14 protein-coding genes and 1 tRNA gene are annotated in these 14963 nt (G+C 63.4%); 10 read left to right on the top strand and 5 right to left on the bottom strand.

The window, feature by feature from the left end; translation table 11 throughout:
• Positions 1–83 precede the first annotated feature (83 nt).
• The 6 genes from ACNQVK_RS27560 to ACNQVK_RS27535 all read left to right on the top strand — a co-directional run bounded on the left by ACNQVK_RS27560 (position 84) and on the right by ACNQVK_RS27535 (position 7118).
• Positions 84–3095 carry a UPF0182 family protein gene (locus ACNQVK_RS27560; RefSeq protein ID WP_418032071.1) on the top strand — a complete coding sequence of 1004 codons (3012 nt, stop codon included), beginning with the start codon at positions 84–86 and terminating at the stop codon, positions 3093–3095.
• Between the two features lie 81 nt (positions 3096–3176).
• On the top strand, positions 3177–3716 hold the full coding sequence (locus ACNQVK_RS27555) for a hypothetical protein (protein WP_418032070.1): 540 nt from the start codon (positions 3177–3179) through the stop codon (positions 3714–3716).
• A 25-nt stretch (positions 3717–3741) separates the two neighbouring features.
• A complete protein-coding gene (locus ACNQVK_RS27550) occupies positions 3742–4917 on the top strand; it encodes an ESX-1 secretion-associated protein (RefSeq protein WP_418032069.1) in 1176 nt (391 codons plus the stop codon).
• Entirely contained in the window at positions 4914–5444 is a 531-nt protein-coding gene (locus ACNQVK_RS27545; protein ID WP_418032068.1) for a hypothetical protein, read from the top strand. The genes ACNQVK_RS27550 and ACNQVK_RS27545 overlap by 4 nt, the downstream gene beginning before the upstream one ends.
• Positions 5445–5562: 118 nt before the next feature.
• Complete coding sequence (locus ACNQVK_RS27540) at positions 5563–6957, top strand: FAD-binding oxidoreductase (protein ID WP_418032067.1); 1395 nt, start codon at positions 5563–5565, stop codon at positions 6955–6957.
• A gap of 84 nt (positions 6958–7041) precedes the next feature.
• Positions 7042–7118: transfer RNA gene (locus tag ACNQVK_RS27535), tRNA-Met, on the top strand.
• 226 nt (positions 7119–7344) lie between these two features.
• Here ACNQVK_RS27535 and ACNQVK_RS27530 read toward each other — a convergent pair.
• Complete coding sequence (locus ACNQVK_RS27530; RefSeq protein WP_418032066.1) at positions 7345–7860, bottom strand: hypothetical protein; 516 nt, start codon at positions 7858–7860, stop codon at positions 7345–7347.
• A gap of 183 nt (positions 7861–8043) precedes the next feature.
• On the opposite strand from ACNQVK_RS27530, the gene ACNQVK_RS27525 reads away from it, so the two are divergent.
• A complete protein-coding gene (locus tag ACNQVK_RS27525; protein ID WP_418032065.1) occupies positions 8044–9183 on the top strand; it encodes a hypothetical protein in 1140 nt (379 codons plus the stop codon).
• A 543-nt stretch (positions 9184–9726) separates the two neighbouring features.
• Here ACNQVK_RS27525 and ACNQVK_RS27520 read toward each other — a convergent pair.
• Together ACNQVK_RS27520 and ACNQVK_RS27515 are read right to left on the bottom strand one after the other, a co-directional pair.
• Positions 9727–9996 (bottom strand): hypothetical protein, encoded by a 270-nt coding sequence (locus tag ACNQVK_RS27520; protein WP_418032064.1) that lies wholly within the window; start codon positions 9994–9996, stop codon positions 9727–9729.
• A gap of 76 nt (positions 9997–10072) precedes the next feature.
• Positions 10073–10510, bottom strand: a complete 438-nt coding sequence (locus tag ACNQVK_RS27515; RefSeq protein WP_418032063.1) for a hypothetical protein — start codon at positions 10508–10510, stop codon at positions 10073–10075.
• Between the two features lie 3 nt (positions 10511–10513).
• Between ACNQVK_RS27515 and ACNQVK_RS27510 the strand changes: the two genes are divergently transcribed.
• Positions 10514–11260, top strand: a complete 747-nt coding sequence (locus tag ACNQVK_RS27510) for a hypothetical protein (RefSeq protein WP_418032062.1) — start codon at positions 10514–10516, stop codon at positions 11258–11260.
• A 26-nt stretch (positions 11261–11286) separates the two neighbouring features.
• A complete protein-coding gene (locus tag ACNQVK_RS27505; protein ID WP_025997290.1) occupies positions 11287–12372 on the top strand; it encodes an IS630 family transposase in 1086 nt (361 codons plus the stop codon).
• Positions 12373–12776: 404 nt separating this feature from the next.
• On the opposite strand, the gene ACNQVK_RS27500 is transcribed toward ACNQVK_RS27505, so the two are convergent.
• A complete protein-coding gene (locus ACNQVK_RS27500; RefSeq protein WP_418032061.1) occupies positions 12777–13493 on the bottom strand; it encodes a nucleotidyl transferase AbiEii/AbiGii toxin family protein in 717 nt (238 codons plus the stop codon).
• Positions 13494–13598: 105 nt separating this feature from the next.
• The gene (locus tag ACNQVK_RS27495) at positions 13599–14375 is read right to left on the bottom strand and encodes a hypothetical protein (protein ID WP_418032060.1); all 777 of its coding nucleotides are present in this window, start codon (positions 14373–14375) and stop codon (positions 13599–13601) included.
• Between the two features lie 353 nt (positions 14376–14728).
• On the opposite strand from ACNQVK_RS27495, the gene ACNQVK_RS27490 reads away from it, so the two are divergent.
• Positions 14729–14938, top strand: coding sequence for a hypothetical protein (locus tag ACNQVK_RS27490; protein WP_418032059.1), 210 nt, complete (start codon positions 14729–14731; stop codon positions 14936–14938).
• Positions 14939–14963: the final 25 nt, after the last annotated feature.

The raw sequence follows: 14963 nt of genomic DNA, 5'->3' as shown, positions 1-14963 counted from the left end.
CGCGGATGGCTAGAGTTGTAGAAAATCGGGCGGCCCCGCCGGGCATGTCACGAGTCCACCGAGGCTGAAACGGGAGTTCACGAGTGGGGATGCGGCCCGCGGCGAGGATGCCGAAGCTGACACGGCGTAGCCGGGTACTGATCGGGCTGGCACTGGTGGCGGTGCTGGCGCTGTTGATCGGACCTCGGGTGGTCGACGGGTACGTCGACTGGTTGTGGTTCGGCGAACTGGGGTACCGCTCGGTGTTCACCACCGTGCTGGCCACCAGGCTCATCGTGTTCCTGGTGGTGGGGCTGCTCATCGGCGTGGTGGTGTTCGCCGGCCTGGCGCTGGCCTACCGCAGCCGTCCGGTGTTCGTCCCGGCCGCGGGCCCGAACGATCCCGTGGCGCGTTACCGCACCACGGTGCTGGCCCGGCTGCGGCTGTTCGGGATCGGGGTGCCGGTCTTCATCGGCCTGCTGGCCGGGGTGATCGCGCAGAGCTACTGGGTGCGGGTGCAGTTGTTCCTGCACGGCAGCGATTTCGGGATCACCGATCCCCAGTTCGGCCGGGATCTGGGCTTCTACGCGTTCGACCTGCCGTTCTACCGGCTGGTGCTGACGTACCTGTTCGTCGCGACGTTCCTGGCGTTCGTCGCGAATCTGCTGGGGCACTATGTGTTCGGCGGGATCCGCCTGACCGGTCGCAGTGGAGCGCTGAGCCGTGCCGCGCGCATCCAGCTGATCAGCCTGGTCGGCTTCCTGATCCTGCTCAAGGCGTTCGCGTACTGGATGGACCGCTACGAGCTGCTGAGCAATACCCGCACCGGCAAGCCCTTCACCGGTGCCGGCTACACCGACATCAACGCCGTGCTGCCGGCCAAGCTGATCCTGTTGGCAATCGCGCTGATCTGCGCGGTGGCGGTGTTCTCGGCGATCGTGCTGCGCGACTTGCGGATTCCCGCCATCGGTGTGGTGCTGCTGCTGCTGAGCTCGATGGTGGTGGGTGCCGGGTGGCCGCTGATCGTCGAGCAGTTCAGCGTCAAGCCGAACGCCGCCCAGAAGGAAAGCGAGTACATCAGCCGAAGTATCACCGCGACCAGACAGGCCTATGGGCTCACCGACGACACGGTGACGTACCGCAATTACGAGAGCAACGGTCAGACGACGGCCGCGCAGGTGGCTGCGGACCGGGCGACCACGTCCAACATCCGGCTGCTGGATCCGACGATCGTCAGCCCGGCATTCACCCAGTTCCAGCAGGGCAAGAACTTCTACTTCTTCCCGGATCAGCTGGCCATCGACCGCTATGCCGGACCTGACGGCGGTCTGCGCGACTTCGTGGTCGCCGCACGTGAACTCAACCCGGACCGGTTGATCGAGAACCAGCGTGACTGGATCAACCGGCACACCGTCTACACCCACGGCAACGGATTCATCGCGTCCCCGGCCAACACGGTGCGCGGTGTCGCCAACGACCCCAACCAGAACGGCGGTTACCCCGAGTTCCTCGCGAGCGTCGTCGGCGCCAACGGCAAGGTGGTCTCACCCGGACCGGCACCGCTGGACCAGCCGCGGGTCTACTTCGGTCCGGTGATCGCCGACACCTCGGCCGACTACGCGATCGTCGGCAAGAACGGTGACGTCGACCGCGAGTACGACTACGAAACCAACACCGACACCAAGAACTACACGTACTCGGGCACCGGCGGTGTGTCGATCGGCAACTGGCTGGCCCGGACGGTGTTCGCCGCCAAGTTCGCCGAGCGGAACTTCCTGCTGTCCAACGTGATCGGTGAGAACAGCAAGATCCTGTTCAACCGTGATCCGGCCGAGCGGGTGGAAGCGGTGGCGCCGTGGCTGACCACCGACACCAGCGTGTACCCGGCGATCGTCAACAAGCGCATGGTCTGGATCGTCGACGGCTACACCACGCTGGACAACTACCCGTATTCGGAGCTGACCACGCTGTCGAGTGCGACGGCCGATTCCAACGAGGTCGCGGTCAACCGGCTGGCTCCGGACAAACAGGTGTCCTACATCCGCAACTCGGTCAAGGCCACCGTCGACGCCTATGACGGCACCGTGACGCTGTACGCCCAGGACGAGCAGGATCCGGTGCTCAAGGCTTGGATGAGCGTGTTCCCGGGCACCGTCAAACCGAAGGCGGACATCTCCCCGGAGTTGCAGTCGCACCTGCGTTATCCCGAGGATCTGTTCAAGGTGCAGCGGTCCCTGCTGACCAAGTACCACGTCGACGATCCGGTGAAGTTCTTCACCAACGCCGATTTCTGGAACGTGCCGCTCGATCCCAACCCGACGGCGAGCAGCTATCAGCCGCCGTTCTACATCGTCGCCAAAGACCTTGTGAACAACGATGGCTCACCGTCGTTCCAGTTGACGAGCGCGCTGAACTGGCTGCAGCGGGAGTTCCTGGCCGCCTATGTCAGTGCCAGCTCGGATCCGGCGACCTACGGCAAGATCACCGTGCTGACCATCCCGGGTGAGGTCAAGGGCCCGAAACAGGCATTCAACGCGATCAGCACCGACACGGCCGTGACGCAGGACCTCGGTGTGATCGGACGCGACAACCTGAACCGGATCCGGTGGGGCAACCTGTTGACCCTGCCGGTGGCCGATGGCGGATTGCTGTATGTGGCACCGGTTTACGCATCGCCGGGTACCAGCGACGCGGCGTCGACCTACCCGCGGTTGATCCGGGTGGCCATGCTCTACGGCGACAAGGTCGGCTACGGTCCGACCGTCGGTGCCGCCCTCACCGAACTGTTCGGGCCGGGGGCGGGCGCCACCGCCACCAATGTGGCTCCCACCGACGGTAAGCCGCAGGCTGCTGCCGGGGCACCGGAAGCGCCGCAGGCTGCCCCGCCGCCGGCCAATGCGGATGGTCAGGCACCGCAGGTTGTTGCGCCGCCGGCCGCGGCGATCCCGCCGGGTGAGCCCGTGCAGCTGTCGCCGGCCAAGGCCGGCGCGCTCAAGGAGGTCGAGTCGGCGCTGTCGGCGGCACAGGATGCGCAGCGCAGCGGTGACTTCGGCAAGTACGGGGAGGCGCTGCAGCGGTTGAACGACGCGATGAACAAGTTCAACACCGCCAAGTAGCCGTCTGTTCTCCGTCGAATATTGGTGCGTCACCGGGCTCGTCCGGCGGGTGACAATGGACCGGTATTCGGCGGATGACGGGTGGATGAGGAGTCGCTGGTGGCGGTGACGATCTCGCAGGTGCTGGGCAGCCATCCCGAGCAACTGGTGTCAGCTGCCGGGGAGGTTGGCGCGGCGGCGGGTGACATCGACAATCAGATCGCCCGTGAGCGCCTGCAGTTGACCAGGTTGGCGTCGGACTGGCGCGGCACGGCGTCCGACACCGCACAGGACCACGCCAATGAGATGTTCGGCGATCAGGAGATCTACCGCGACAGGCTCAAGTTGCTGCACACCGCGATGTCGTCCGGTGGTCAGGAGCTCGGCGGCATCCGCAGCCGGGTGTCGGATCTGGTGTCGAGTCCTGAGGCCGACCTGTTCGACATCTCCGACGAGGGCCGGGTCTCGCTGGGATGGCGGCTGAAGTTCTTGGTAGCGACCAATCCGGCACTCGCGCTGAAGTGGGGGATGCGGCGCCTCGCGCTGCAGACAGCCATACAGACCGCGTTGGCCGAATTCGACGCGGCCGACAAGTCGACGGCCAACAAGATGGACCGGATCAACAAGGGGCTCGTGAAATGAAGCCCCGGGACGCCGGCTGCCTGACATGAGTGACGCCACGCTCTACGTCGATGAACAGACAATGCGCGATACGGCGTCCACCTTCGACAGTGCGGGCCACGACGTCAGCGGCAATCGCGGCGGATCGGCCATTTCCGGTGCGGCCGGGGCGATGCCGTCGCTGGCGGTCGGGGCGGCCTGCGGGAAGATCGGATCCACACTCACCGAACAGGCGAAGCTACTCGGCGGCGATGTGACCGTGTACGCGCAGAAACTGCGGGTGGCCGCCGACCGTTACGAGCGCGGTGACGACGAGGCGGCCGAACGCATCGATTTCACCGGGACGGCCGAACTTCCTGATCTGGGTGAGCATCCGCCGGTCAGCGACTACGAGCAGGCATTGCGTGATGCCGGGCTCCTCACCGGACCGGTGGTGCCGGGGTCGAAATACGCTCAGTGGCTGGAGAATGCGTCCAAGCACGGGGTCGATCCGCAGACCATGGTCGACATCGCCCGTCAGCAGAACATCACCCCGCAATCGTTCGACGTGCTCAACGGACTCCAGGAAGTCAAGGACAAGGACGGCAAGTCGTTCTTCATCCTGCCGCCCGGCACCAGCAAGGAGGACGCGAAGAAGGCGGTGGTGATGACCTACATCCTCAACGCCGGCACCGACTATGACGCCGCCGAGGCAGGGGCCGACGGGAAGCTGGGCACCGCCGATGACGTTCACAACGATTTCGAGGAAACGCCCTACTCGGCCTCCGAGGTGCAGCGCATCATCGACAGGCAGAACGCGAACTCCTGGAGTTATGACCAGATTTTCGACAAGGGCGGCGGGGGATCATTGGCGACGACACCCAACGGCATGCTGATGGGTCTGGGCGGGCCGGTGATGGACAAGATCGGCGTCCACGGTGGCACGACCTACGGCGATGTGTTCGTGATGAACATCGACGGATCCAAGGATCCGGCAGCGCAGCTGAGTCAGATCATCCAGTCGGGGGCCAACTGGGGACAAAGTGACAGCGGTGTGCCGTTCCAGAGCACCCTCGACCTCGACCGCTTGTTGCACCACGAGGAGCGCCATTCTGAACAGTGGGCCCAGAAGGGATTCGCCTGGATGGCACGGGATTACGGGCTGGGTGCGATCATCGAACAGAAGACCGGCATCAACCCGCTGGAACGCGATGCCGGCTTGTCCGACGGGGGCTATTCGTGAGGTCCTGGCTGGCCGTGCTGTTGACGCTGCTGGTGGCGGCGGGGCTCACCGCTTGCCGGACCGGGGACCGCCCGTGGTCGGATGCGCCGTTCGCCGCCCCGATGCGGCCGGCGTTCGGTGCCCGGGTGACCGACGGCAAGCTGGCGATCTGGATGCCGCCGGGCTGCGTCGGGGTGCGGTCGGTGGAGGTCGGGTTTGGATTTGGCCCGAAGCTCGTGTTGACCGATACCTCCGGTACGGCGACTCTCGACCGGTTCACCGTCGGTGGACCCTATCCGGGTCTGACCGTGATGGAAGCGCCGCCGCCTGACTTCGATTGGCGCACAGAAGAATATTTATTCCTCAATGTGCAGTCCACGCCGGCGGGGTACCCCGCGACCGCTCGGACGGCCGAGGTCGTTGCCGGATCGAACAGTCATCCCGCCGACACCTTCTTCTTCGAAGGCGTCGGTTGGCTCGACCCCGCGGGCGTCGCCGAGAAGGAGGGCAAGGAGTTCGAAGGGGTGTGCACGCCGCAAAAGAAGTGACGCGGCTCAGGTCTACTGCCGATCCACTGCCTCTCTGAGCTGGCCGCCAAGTCAACGCCAAGTCGTCCCGGTGATGCTGTGCGCCGAGAATTCGCACAACTTTGCCGAGAGGACCCCGATGACCCTGACCGACCTTCCACACGAGGGCCTGGACGACGCGCTGGAGGGACTACGCGCCCACGTCGCCGCCCCCGTCGCGCTGCCGGGAGAGGCCGGCTACGAGCGCGCCACCCCGTGGAATGTGGCGGCCACTGTGGAGCCCGCCGCGGTGGTGCTGGCGGCATCCGCCTACGACATCGCCAACACCGTGGGCTTCGCCGCCGCCCGGGGGTACCGGGTGAGCGTCCAGGCGACCGGCCACGGCGCCCTTTCCGTCGCCTCGGACACGATCCTGGTGGTGACCTCCGGCATGACCGCCGTCACCGTGGATCCGGTGGCCCGCACGGCGCGGGTGGCGGCCGGGGCGACGTGGCAGCACGTGCTCGACGCGGCCGCTCCGCACGGCCTGGCCGGGCTGTGCGGATCCTCGCCTCAGGTCGGCGTCGTGGGATTCCTGACCGGCGCAGGGATCGGCCCGTTGGTGCGCAGCGTCGGATTGTCGTCGGACTACGTGCGGTCCTTCGAGTTGGTCACCGGCGCAGGGGAGTTGCTGCGCGCCACCCCGGAGGAGAACGCCGAGCTGTTCTGGGGGCTGCGCGGCGGCAAAGCGACGCTGGGCATCGTCACCGCCGTCGAGATCGAATTGCTGCCGATCCCTGAGTTCTACGGCGGTGCAGTGTATTTCGACGGTGCGGATGCCGCGGTGGTGCTGCGTGAGTGGGCCCGCTGGTGTGCCGACCTGCCCGAGTCGGTCTCGACTTCGATCGCGCTGCTGCAGCTTCCGCCGCTGCCCGGAATTCCCGAGCCGCTGGCCGGCCGGTTCACCGTCGCGGTGCGCTACGCCACCATTGGTGACTTCGCCGAAGCTGAACGCCTTTTGGCGCCGATGCGTGCGGTCGCCACCCCGGTGCTCGACACGGTCGCGGTGATGCCGTATGCCGCAATCGGTGCGGTACATGCCGATCCGGTCGATCCGATGCCGATCTACGAACACCACACGCTGTTGCGGGAATTGACCGCGGAGACGGTGCAGGTGCTGCTGGACGCCGCCGGGCCGGATTCGGGGTCGGTGCAGACCATCGTCGAAGTCCGGATGCTCGGTGGGGCACTGGCACGTGAGGCACAACACCGCAGCGCCTTCTGCCACCGCGACGCCGCCTTCTCGGTGACCGTCATCGGGGTCATGGCGCCCCCGGTTGCCGAGCTTGTGGTGCCGCAGGCAGGCGCGCTCATCGTGGCGCTGTCGCAATGGTCCAGTGGCGGTCAGATCGCCAACTTCGCTCCCTCCGAGGATCCGGGGCGGGCCGTGCGGGTCTACGACGAGGAGACCCGGCACTGGCTCGCCGCGCTGGCCGAGCGGCACGACCCGGCAGGGGTGTTCCGGTGCGGTCAGGTGGTCCGTCTGGTGCGCTGATTTCCGGTCGTTGTCGGGCCGGAAACCTCTCTGAGCACCCGATTTGGAGCTGTGCGTAAGACCCCGGTAACCTTGTATTCGCAACGCGGGGTGGAGCAGCTCGGTAGCTCGCTGGGCTCATAACCCAGAGGTCGCAGGTTCGAATCCTGTCCCCGCTACCAGCGCCAGGCCAGGTCAGAGAAGTTTTCTGACCTGGCCTGGCTACTTTGTGCGATGTGTGTGCGATCCCGCTCACCCGGAGTATTCCCAGCCATGTTCGATCAACCCGTCGGTGATAGCACTTGCTGACCGGACCGTAGCCCGCCAGCGCCGCACGCCAGATACCTCGCGCTTGGCCCTGTAGCCGATTCTGGCGGGCCATCACATAGCGGTCGGTGCGTTCCCTGGTTACGGGCCCCAGAATCCGAGGAACACGCCTGCCCCCGTAATCGCGACGCCGAGGGCGGCTATCGACAAGTCGGCAGCCTGAGACTCGCTCCGCCGTTTCTCGTTCTCTTCCATTCTGGCGATTGCGTGGGCCAGCGCCTGCGCCGCAGCTGTTTCAGCGTGCTTTTTCGCCTCTTCGACGGCGCGACCAACGTTGTCGATTTGAGCTTGCAGCGGGCCAATCATCAATCGCAGTTCACGCACGTACGCCACGATCTGCGCGAGCTGGTCGGCTACTGCTGTCTGAGGGTCGATGTTGAGCCCGATCCTGGCATCGGGTCGGCCACCAAAGATTTCGCCGCTCGGTATGCCGGTCGGCCCGATGGTTTGCGTTTCGGGGCGCTTGCGGCGCAGCCAATCCCACACTCTTCGCACGCGTGGTGGCAGGCCCTGATCGCGTCCATACGCGAATAGCAGCCCGTATGCAGTGACCGTTGTTCCGACAAGCTCTAGCAACGTCGGTGCCCAGTGCGGCATGTCCGACACGCTAGTCCGCACGTACTGGCCCTGTGCGCGGTTCTGTATCCACACCCAAACAGATTGGGCCCTATGTCGTATCTAGTCGGGTAGTGCGCGCTAATCTACGAACCGTCAGGCAGGCTTAACCTTCGGTCGCCGGGGTCGGGCCGCACATGAAATCATCGGTCAGGGGGGCGAGGGGTGTCGGATAATCTCGAATCTGCACTTGAAAGATCTAGAAAAGCGATTCTTGAGAATCTGGAACGCCTTCTCACCGGTGATAACTCGGTCAATCGACATCCGGTCGAGGAATGCTTGGCTGCTCTAGCAGACATGATCACTGTAGTCGGCGAAGCGTTCGAACGCTTCGAAAAGAATGCGCTTGAAATTAGGGGCGTCTTCGTTCCGGGAGAATTGTCCCAACTGGAGCAACATCGTGACCTGTTGGTAGAAACCTTTGACCTCTTAGCGGATAAAGTTTCTATCGCGCCAGACCTCTATAAACGCGACGGAACCGTAACGTTTCAATTGGGTCAGGTATGCAGAACTGGTGCTCTTGAAGCACTGGCCGGCATTACACGCGAGCGCAGTGCATCAATGGGGAATCCGGATGTGTCGCTGGGAGCGGTCCTCGCGGAGTTTAGCGGTGTGATTGGTGGCTTTCTGGTCGGCGAGATCGATCCTGCGGTTCGCATACTGCAGGATCTGCCAGCCAATCGTGACCAAACAGAGGTCGTGGTCGGAAACCGTGCCCGTTCTCGCCTGACAGAAATGAAGGCAGCGCGGGTTAGTGAAATTGAGGATATCGCCGAACGCAGTCTGGAGAATATACGCGCTGCTGCTCACGGTGTCGGTGTTGGCCGCCTCGCGAAAGACTTTGAGTCGGGCCGCGACACTGAAAAGGAAGGCGCGAAATTCTGGACGACCGCAGTCTTTCTTTGTGTCGCGGCCGCAGTGTCGCTGCCCATCCTCATTTTGTCAGTCGACACCCACTTGTTCAGTCAGCTGTCCGGCCCCACAGGCGTTGCCATCAAGGCACTCATCGGTCTTCCATTCCTGGGGCTGGCCGGATACTGCGCACGTATCGCGTCCCAACACCGCGAGGCAGCTCGACATTTAGCGATTCTGACGACCCAGATGGACGCCCTACGAGCTTATGTCGACGGCCTGCCTGCTGAGGACCAACGAGAAATCACCATGATCCTGGGCAGGCGCGCTTTCTCCAATCCTGAGCTCGGCGCGCGGGATAGCGGACAGATCAACGCACTTCCAGATGATGCAGCGAAGGCGCTCGAGAAAGCCTTCGACCTCGCAAAGGATGCGCTGAAGCGCTCTCAGTAGTAGGGCACGCTGCTGGCACCTCACTTGCTGCACGCATGGTGTCGCGGTCTGTGTGACGGCCCCCAACGCTTCTCCTGAGTTGAATGACTAGAACCGCCGAATGCGCCAAGGCCAAGTGCTCAGCTTGTGCGCTACTGCCTGGGTGACGGCGGCAGGCCGGGATGTGAACCGGCTGGTCTACCCGGTGGTGTCTCCTCGTCTAGCACCGTCACCAGATGGGACACACGGTCGAACCCGGTGCCGTCCTCGGTGACCAGATACGTTGGCGGTCTGGGCTTTCCTGGATTCATCGTTTCACTCCCGTCGCGCGCCTGCGTGGTGTAGTTCTCGGCTCCCGCATCTCTGCCCTTGGCCGTGGCCCGCCGCGCAGCCCTCGCGGGTCTGGCAATAGTTGCTGGCGATTCTCGGAGGCCCAGCCGCATTCAGCCCAGAACGCCCCTACATCATCGGGTACCTCGGCAGTCTCGCCTCCGGTGTAGACCTTGCCGTTGTGGCAGACGCGGATACCCTGCGTCACAGTGACTTTCATGATTCACAGCCCTCCTATGCGGTGAGGTCGCCGACGACGACACCGAGTGGTGCGTAAACACTTGTGGCATAACGACCTTCACGCCGCGCCCGAATCAGGTTCTTGGAGAAGTCATCCGCGTTCGATGTTTCCGACCACTGCACCCCGGTACCCGTGTGGTCGGTGTCGAGAGCCACCGCGTCCTTGGCTACCGTGTGACTGACACCGGCGGCTTGCGCTACCGCGACGACGACGGGCACACCGAACAGCCGGCGAGCCGCACTGTCGAACGGAATCCCTTGCACGTCAGTAGCTCCCGACGTGGCGAGCAGAAGTTCGACAGCTTCCCAGTCGGTCGGATCGAGAACAAAATATCCTGGCTCATAGCCCGCAGATTCCAGCAAGGTCAGCGACTTGCGCAGTTGTCACTAGTGGGCTGGTCGCGTACGCCTGCGCTTGCAGGCCGCTGGTGGCGTTGATGTCGGCCAGCACCTTGGCCTCCACCGCCATGCGCAGCCCGTAGTCCAGTTCGACGTTGAGGAATCCTTGTACGGCGGCGTTGTCGATGAACCAGTAACGCGGGACGCCCTCGGACAGATGCGCGACCACCTTCAACGAGTCCTCCACCCGTACAACGGAGTACACCGATGTGGGTTTGACGGCGTCTTCGGCCACCACCGCCGCATTGTTGGTCCGCACCGACTGGCGCAGATAGGAGAACTCGGCGGTGTCGTGGGCTTGCACCGGCAGCACATCGAGCAGAGAGTGCGCAGGCTTGCCCAGTGCGATCGGATCGGGCCGGAACTCCTGATCCACCACGGCATGGCCGCTGACGCACTTACCGCCCACACCGCCGACGCAAAGCTGGGCCGAGATGCGCTGCTGGTGTGCGACACCACTGAGATGGTCGACGCCCTCAACTTGCGCATCCACAACGACCGCATCGCCCCGGACGCGGCCACCGTCACGGTTGCCCGAGGACAGAAGGTGGCGGTCGGGGATCTGATCATCAGCCGCTGCAACAACCCCGCCATCGCGTTCCACCACTCCACTCCCAGCGCCGAATCGCTACCGTCAGTGCGCAACGGAAACCGCTGGCGAGTCGCGGGGATCGACACCAAACGCAATCTCCTTGGTGCCGAACGCCTCGACGACGGAGCTCGTGTGCTCTTCAACTCCGATTACTTTCGCGAACACATCAGCCTCGGCTACGCCGTCACCGTGCACTCCGCCCAAGGAGTCACCGCCGACGCCAGCACCGCCGTCCTGCGCGAGAACACCAGCCGCAGCCTGCTCTACGTCGCCATGACCCGCGGACGCCATGCGAACCACGCCCACATCTACGAACGCTGCACCGGGTCAAGCGAATTCAGCCACGGAGCACGCGCCGGAACCCACATCGCCCAACGGGGTGACAACCACGAAGCCGCCACTCTCCTGCGCGCCATCCTCGCCAACGACGAACCCGCAACGACCGCCCACGACTACGCCGCACACACCCCCGATTGCGCACTACCCGACCGCGTCCGCGACCTCCTCGCCACGCGCACTAGTGTCCTGAGTCATTAATTACGATCTAGCTGTTAGACTGGGTCGTGCCGACTCCGCGTGCTGCCAAGATTGTGTTGACCGCTGATGAGCGGGCTGAGCTTGAGGGTTGGGCCAGGCGTCGGACTAGTGCTGCAGGCTTGGCGATGCGGTCGCGAATTGTGTTGGCAGCCGCCGATGGTGGGTCCAATACCGAACTGGCGCGGCGGCTGGATCTGTCGATCACCACGGTGCGTCGGTGGCGTAATCGGTTCGTCGTGGACCGCTGCGACGGATTGCTCGACGAGCCGCGCCCGGGCCGGCCGCGTGTCGTGGGTGATGAGCAGATCAAGGATCTGATCACTGCAACGTTGGAAACGACTCCACCGGATGCCACGCATTGGTCGACGCGGTCGATGGCCGATCACCTGGGCTTGAGTCAGTCGATGGTCTCGCGGGTCTGGCGCGCATTCGGATTAGCTCCACACAAACAGGATTCATGGAAACTGTCCAAGGATCCGCTGTTCGTGGAAAAGGTCCGCGACGTGGTCGGTCTGTACCTGGACCCGCCGGAGCGGGCGGTGGTGCTCTGCGTTGACGAAAAGACGCAGATCCAGGCTCTGAACCGCACCCAGCCCGTGTTCCCGATGCTGCCCGGTACCCCAGCGCGGGCCAGTCACGACTACATCCGCCACGGCACCTCGAGCCTGTATGCGGCCTTGAACCTGACCACAGGAACGGTGATCGGCTCACTGCACGCGCGCCACCGCTCCACTGAATTTCTCGCCTTCTTGAAGAAAATCGACGCCGAAGTCCCCGCCGATCTGGATTGTCACGTCGTGCTCGACAACGCCTCCACCCATAAGACCCCCGCCGTAAAACGTTGGCTGACAAGCCATCCCCGCTTTGTGCTGCACTTCACCCCGACCAGCTCATCATGGCTCAACCTGGTCGAACGGTGGTTCGCCGAGCTGACCACCAAGAAACTGCGCCGCGGCACCCACACCTCAGTGCGCCAACTCAACGCCGACATCCGAGCATGGATCGACACCTGGAACGACAATCCGCGCCCCTACGTCTGGACGAAGACCGCCGACCAAATCCTAGCCAGCATCGGGAACTACTGCACTCGAATTAATGACTCAAGACACTAGCGCCCGCCAACACCGCAACGACAGTTACCAAGCCTGGAAGACCCAGCAGCAAGAACACGACCGCGGCGTGGCCGAATCCCAAGAGCAACAGATCAGCAGGAGCAAACACCGCAGCACCGACTGCGGACTCGAACTCTGACGAGACGATATTGGCCTCATGCAGGCCAAGTTGAGGGTTTTCGTTACTTCAATATTCGAAGTCCCACACAGGAAGTGTCGCGGCGTGGTGGTTGTGCCGACCCGCGGGAGAGGACCATCACGGTACTGGTCCGGCGTTCAGAGTGTGACCGCGCAACGGTTGGCCGTGATCACGTGGCTGTTCCTGCGGCAGCTTGGCCGGATTACCCGTAGTGCTTCATTTCTGACTGCTGCTGGGCCGCATGGTGTCCCGAATGCCTGTCATATCAGGCCAAGATTTCTGCGGTGAAAGCCTGAACGGCCAGTTGAGCATCCGCGCCCGCAGTGGTGGGGTCGAGCTCGGGATGATCCAACGTAATCTGGTCGATGTACGCAATCGTTCCTTGAGCATCCGCGTCAGCGAAGTTGCTCTGCAGATCGATCACCAATGTGCGGATAGCGCCGATAGCGTCGGGGAAAACCTCGCGTACACGAACAGCCGCGGCCACCGGGTCACCATCACCATAATCATTGTGCAGCAACACAAAAGCGATGTCGTACCAATCCTTTGGCTTATGCCGTCCGTGCGCGGCCGCCATCTTCGCAAGCAGAAAGCCGGCCAACCCCGTCACGTTGATCTCAGCTTCACGCCAAGTTCCGTGGTCGTACGCACGAATCCTGTGGCTCACAACATCCATTGCGGCGTAACCGGTCCCGCGCAGGTTGACGGCTCCAAGCTCGTCGCAGTTGTCGAATGTGATGACGGCTTCGTTCGGTTCGGTGTCGAGGTCAGCGAGCAGCTCAAATTTCACGACAGTGGGCGAATCGGCGAGCTTCCACCTCCAAACGTGCTCACCACCGGGGACAAATTCGGCATTTCTCAGAGCTGTTTCGAGCCGGCCAGCATCGGCAGAGCCACTTGCGATTTCGAGGTTGACCTGAACATCGACATCGGTGGTGCCGGCATGTCGCCGGCCGGAGCCGGCGCACAGCAGAGCGGGCACCAGTCCACCAAGCAACACGAAGCCCGGTTTCTCTCCGTAGTGGTGGACGACGCGTACAAGGGCAAGTTCAGCCGCGCGCCGGCGTCTTCGGACCGCCCGATTTCTTCATCGCTCACTTGTCATCAACTCCTCGCGCAAATGATCAGCCGCATCTTCGCCACGAACACCGGTCATGCGCAGGTCAGCGTAGACACGAGGCCACAGCATCGATCGAAAATCATCCTTATCCTTCGTGATGAGCCTGTCGCCAGCTGGTGTTGGAAACGGGCGCAACAATAGGCGCCCACCGTCCATCGCTCGCAGACCAGCCGCATAAGCCACGCGGCCTAGGTCGCTGGGTGTCCGGCCCGCCACATAAATTTCCAGCGGGCTGACTTCGGTGAGCAGGGGCGCAAGCTGCGTCGCCGCCAGTGCTCCGGTCGCAGCCCAGGAAATACTGTTCCGCGCCATGATCTGGCCGAAGTGAATCGTGTCGGCGACCGGATGAGGCCACAGTGCGCCGACCCGCAACAGGATTGGTGATCGAAGCCGCTCGGCCGCGGCCGCATAAGCATCTAATAACATTCCACGTTCGACGAGCTGTCGGCCTGACGCGGGACCACGGGCAACGGCACCCTCTAGGTGACCGTCTCGTTCGAGGAATTTGAGCGCATTCGCGGCGCTCCCCATCGAAAGGCCCGTGGCGGCGACCACTGAGTTGACTGTGGGCATGGCTTTTTTTGCTAGCAGTGCCTCGCAGACGGCAAGAGTGGCTGGACGCCAGCCAACTCGTGCGTCCAATGGCAGGGCGGGATCGCCCTCGGTCTCGATTCTGATGGTGGTGCCTGTTTCTGGGTTCCGGTAGTGGATGGAAGCGGCACCGGATTCGTCGACCCAGCCCACTCCCGCATCGTGCGCTGCCTTTCGCGCCCCCGGCGAGACGGCTCTGGCGGCCAGGATGTCTGGCCGGGGCAAAGTGTGGATGGCCTCAGCAACTTGGCGCGGCCACCCTACGGGCAGCCACCGCACCAGGAGCTCATCCTCATTGCCGAACGTCACGATGACGTCGCGGTGGGGACCTTCCGGTGTGCGTGCACGTAGAGCCTCATGTAGCACCGCCTCTAGTGCGTTCACAGCGCGTTCTGCCCAAGACATAAACTGGATCATACTTCACTTGATAGCCATACTTCACTAGAGTAGTAGAGTACAGTTTTTTAGTGAAGTACTTGGAGCATTACGGAAAGGTGAGGTCCAAGATGAGCAACATCGTGATTAGTAAGAAGTTCCACGATGGCATGTTCTTCGTGCAGGTCAACGGTGGCGACGAAGTCGAGGTACATCCGAGTTCGTGGAACGACCCGTCGCAGCGAGCGTCGATCATCGCTGCAGAACTCGGCGTCGAGCCGCAACCGTGGATGGGTGAACTTGGAGACGAGCAGCGCACCGAGCTCGAGACGGACCTCTGAGCCGTCTAACACGCCACAACGCTGG

Origin of the sequence: Mycobacterium sp. 134, assembly GCF_048282715.1 — a bacterium.
Classification (GTDB): Bacteria; Actinomycetota; Actinomycetes; order Mycobacteriales; family Mycobacteriaceae; genus Mycobacterium; species Mycobacterium septicum.
Note: the sequence above shows the minus strand (reverse complement) of the source record. Positions and strands in the feature narration are given on the sequence as shown.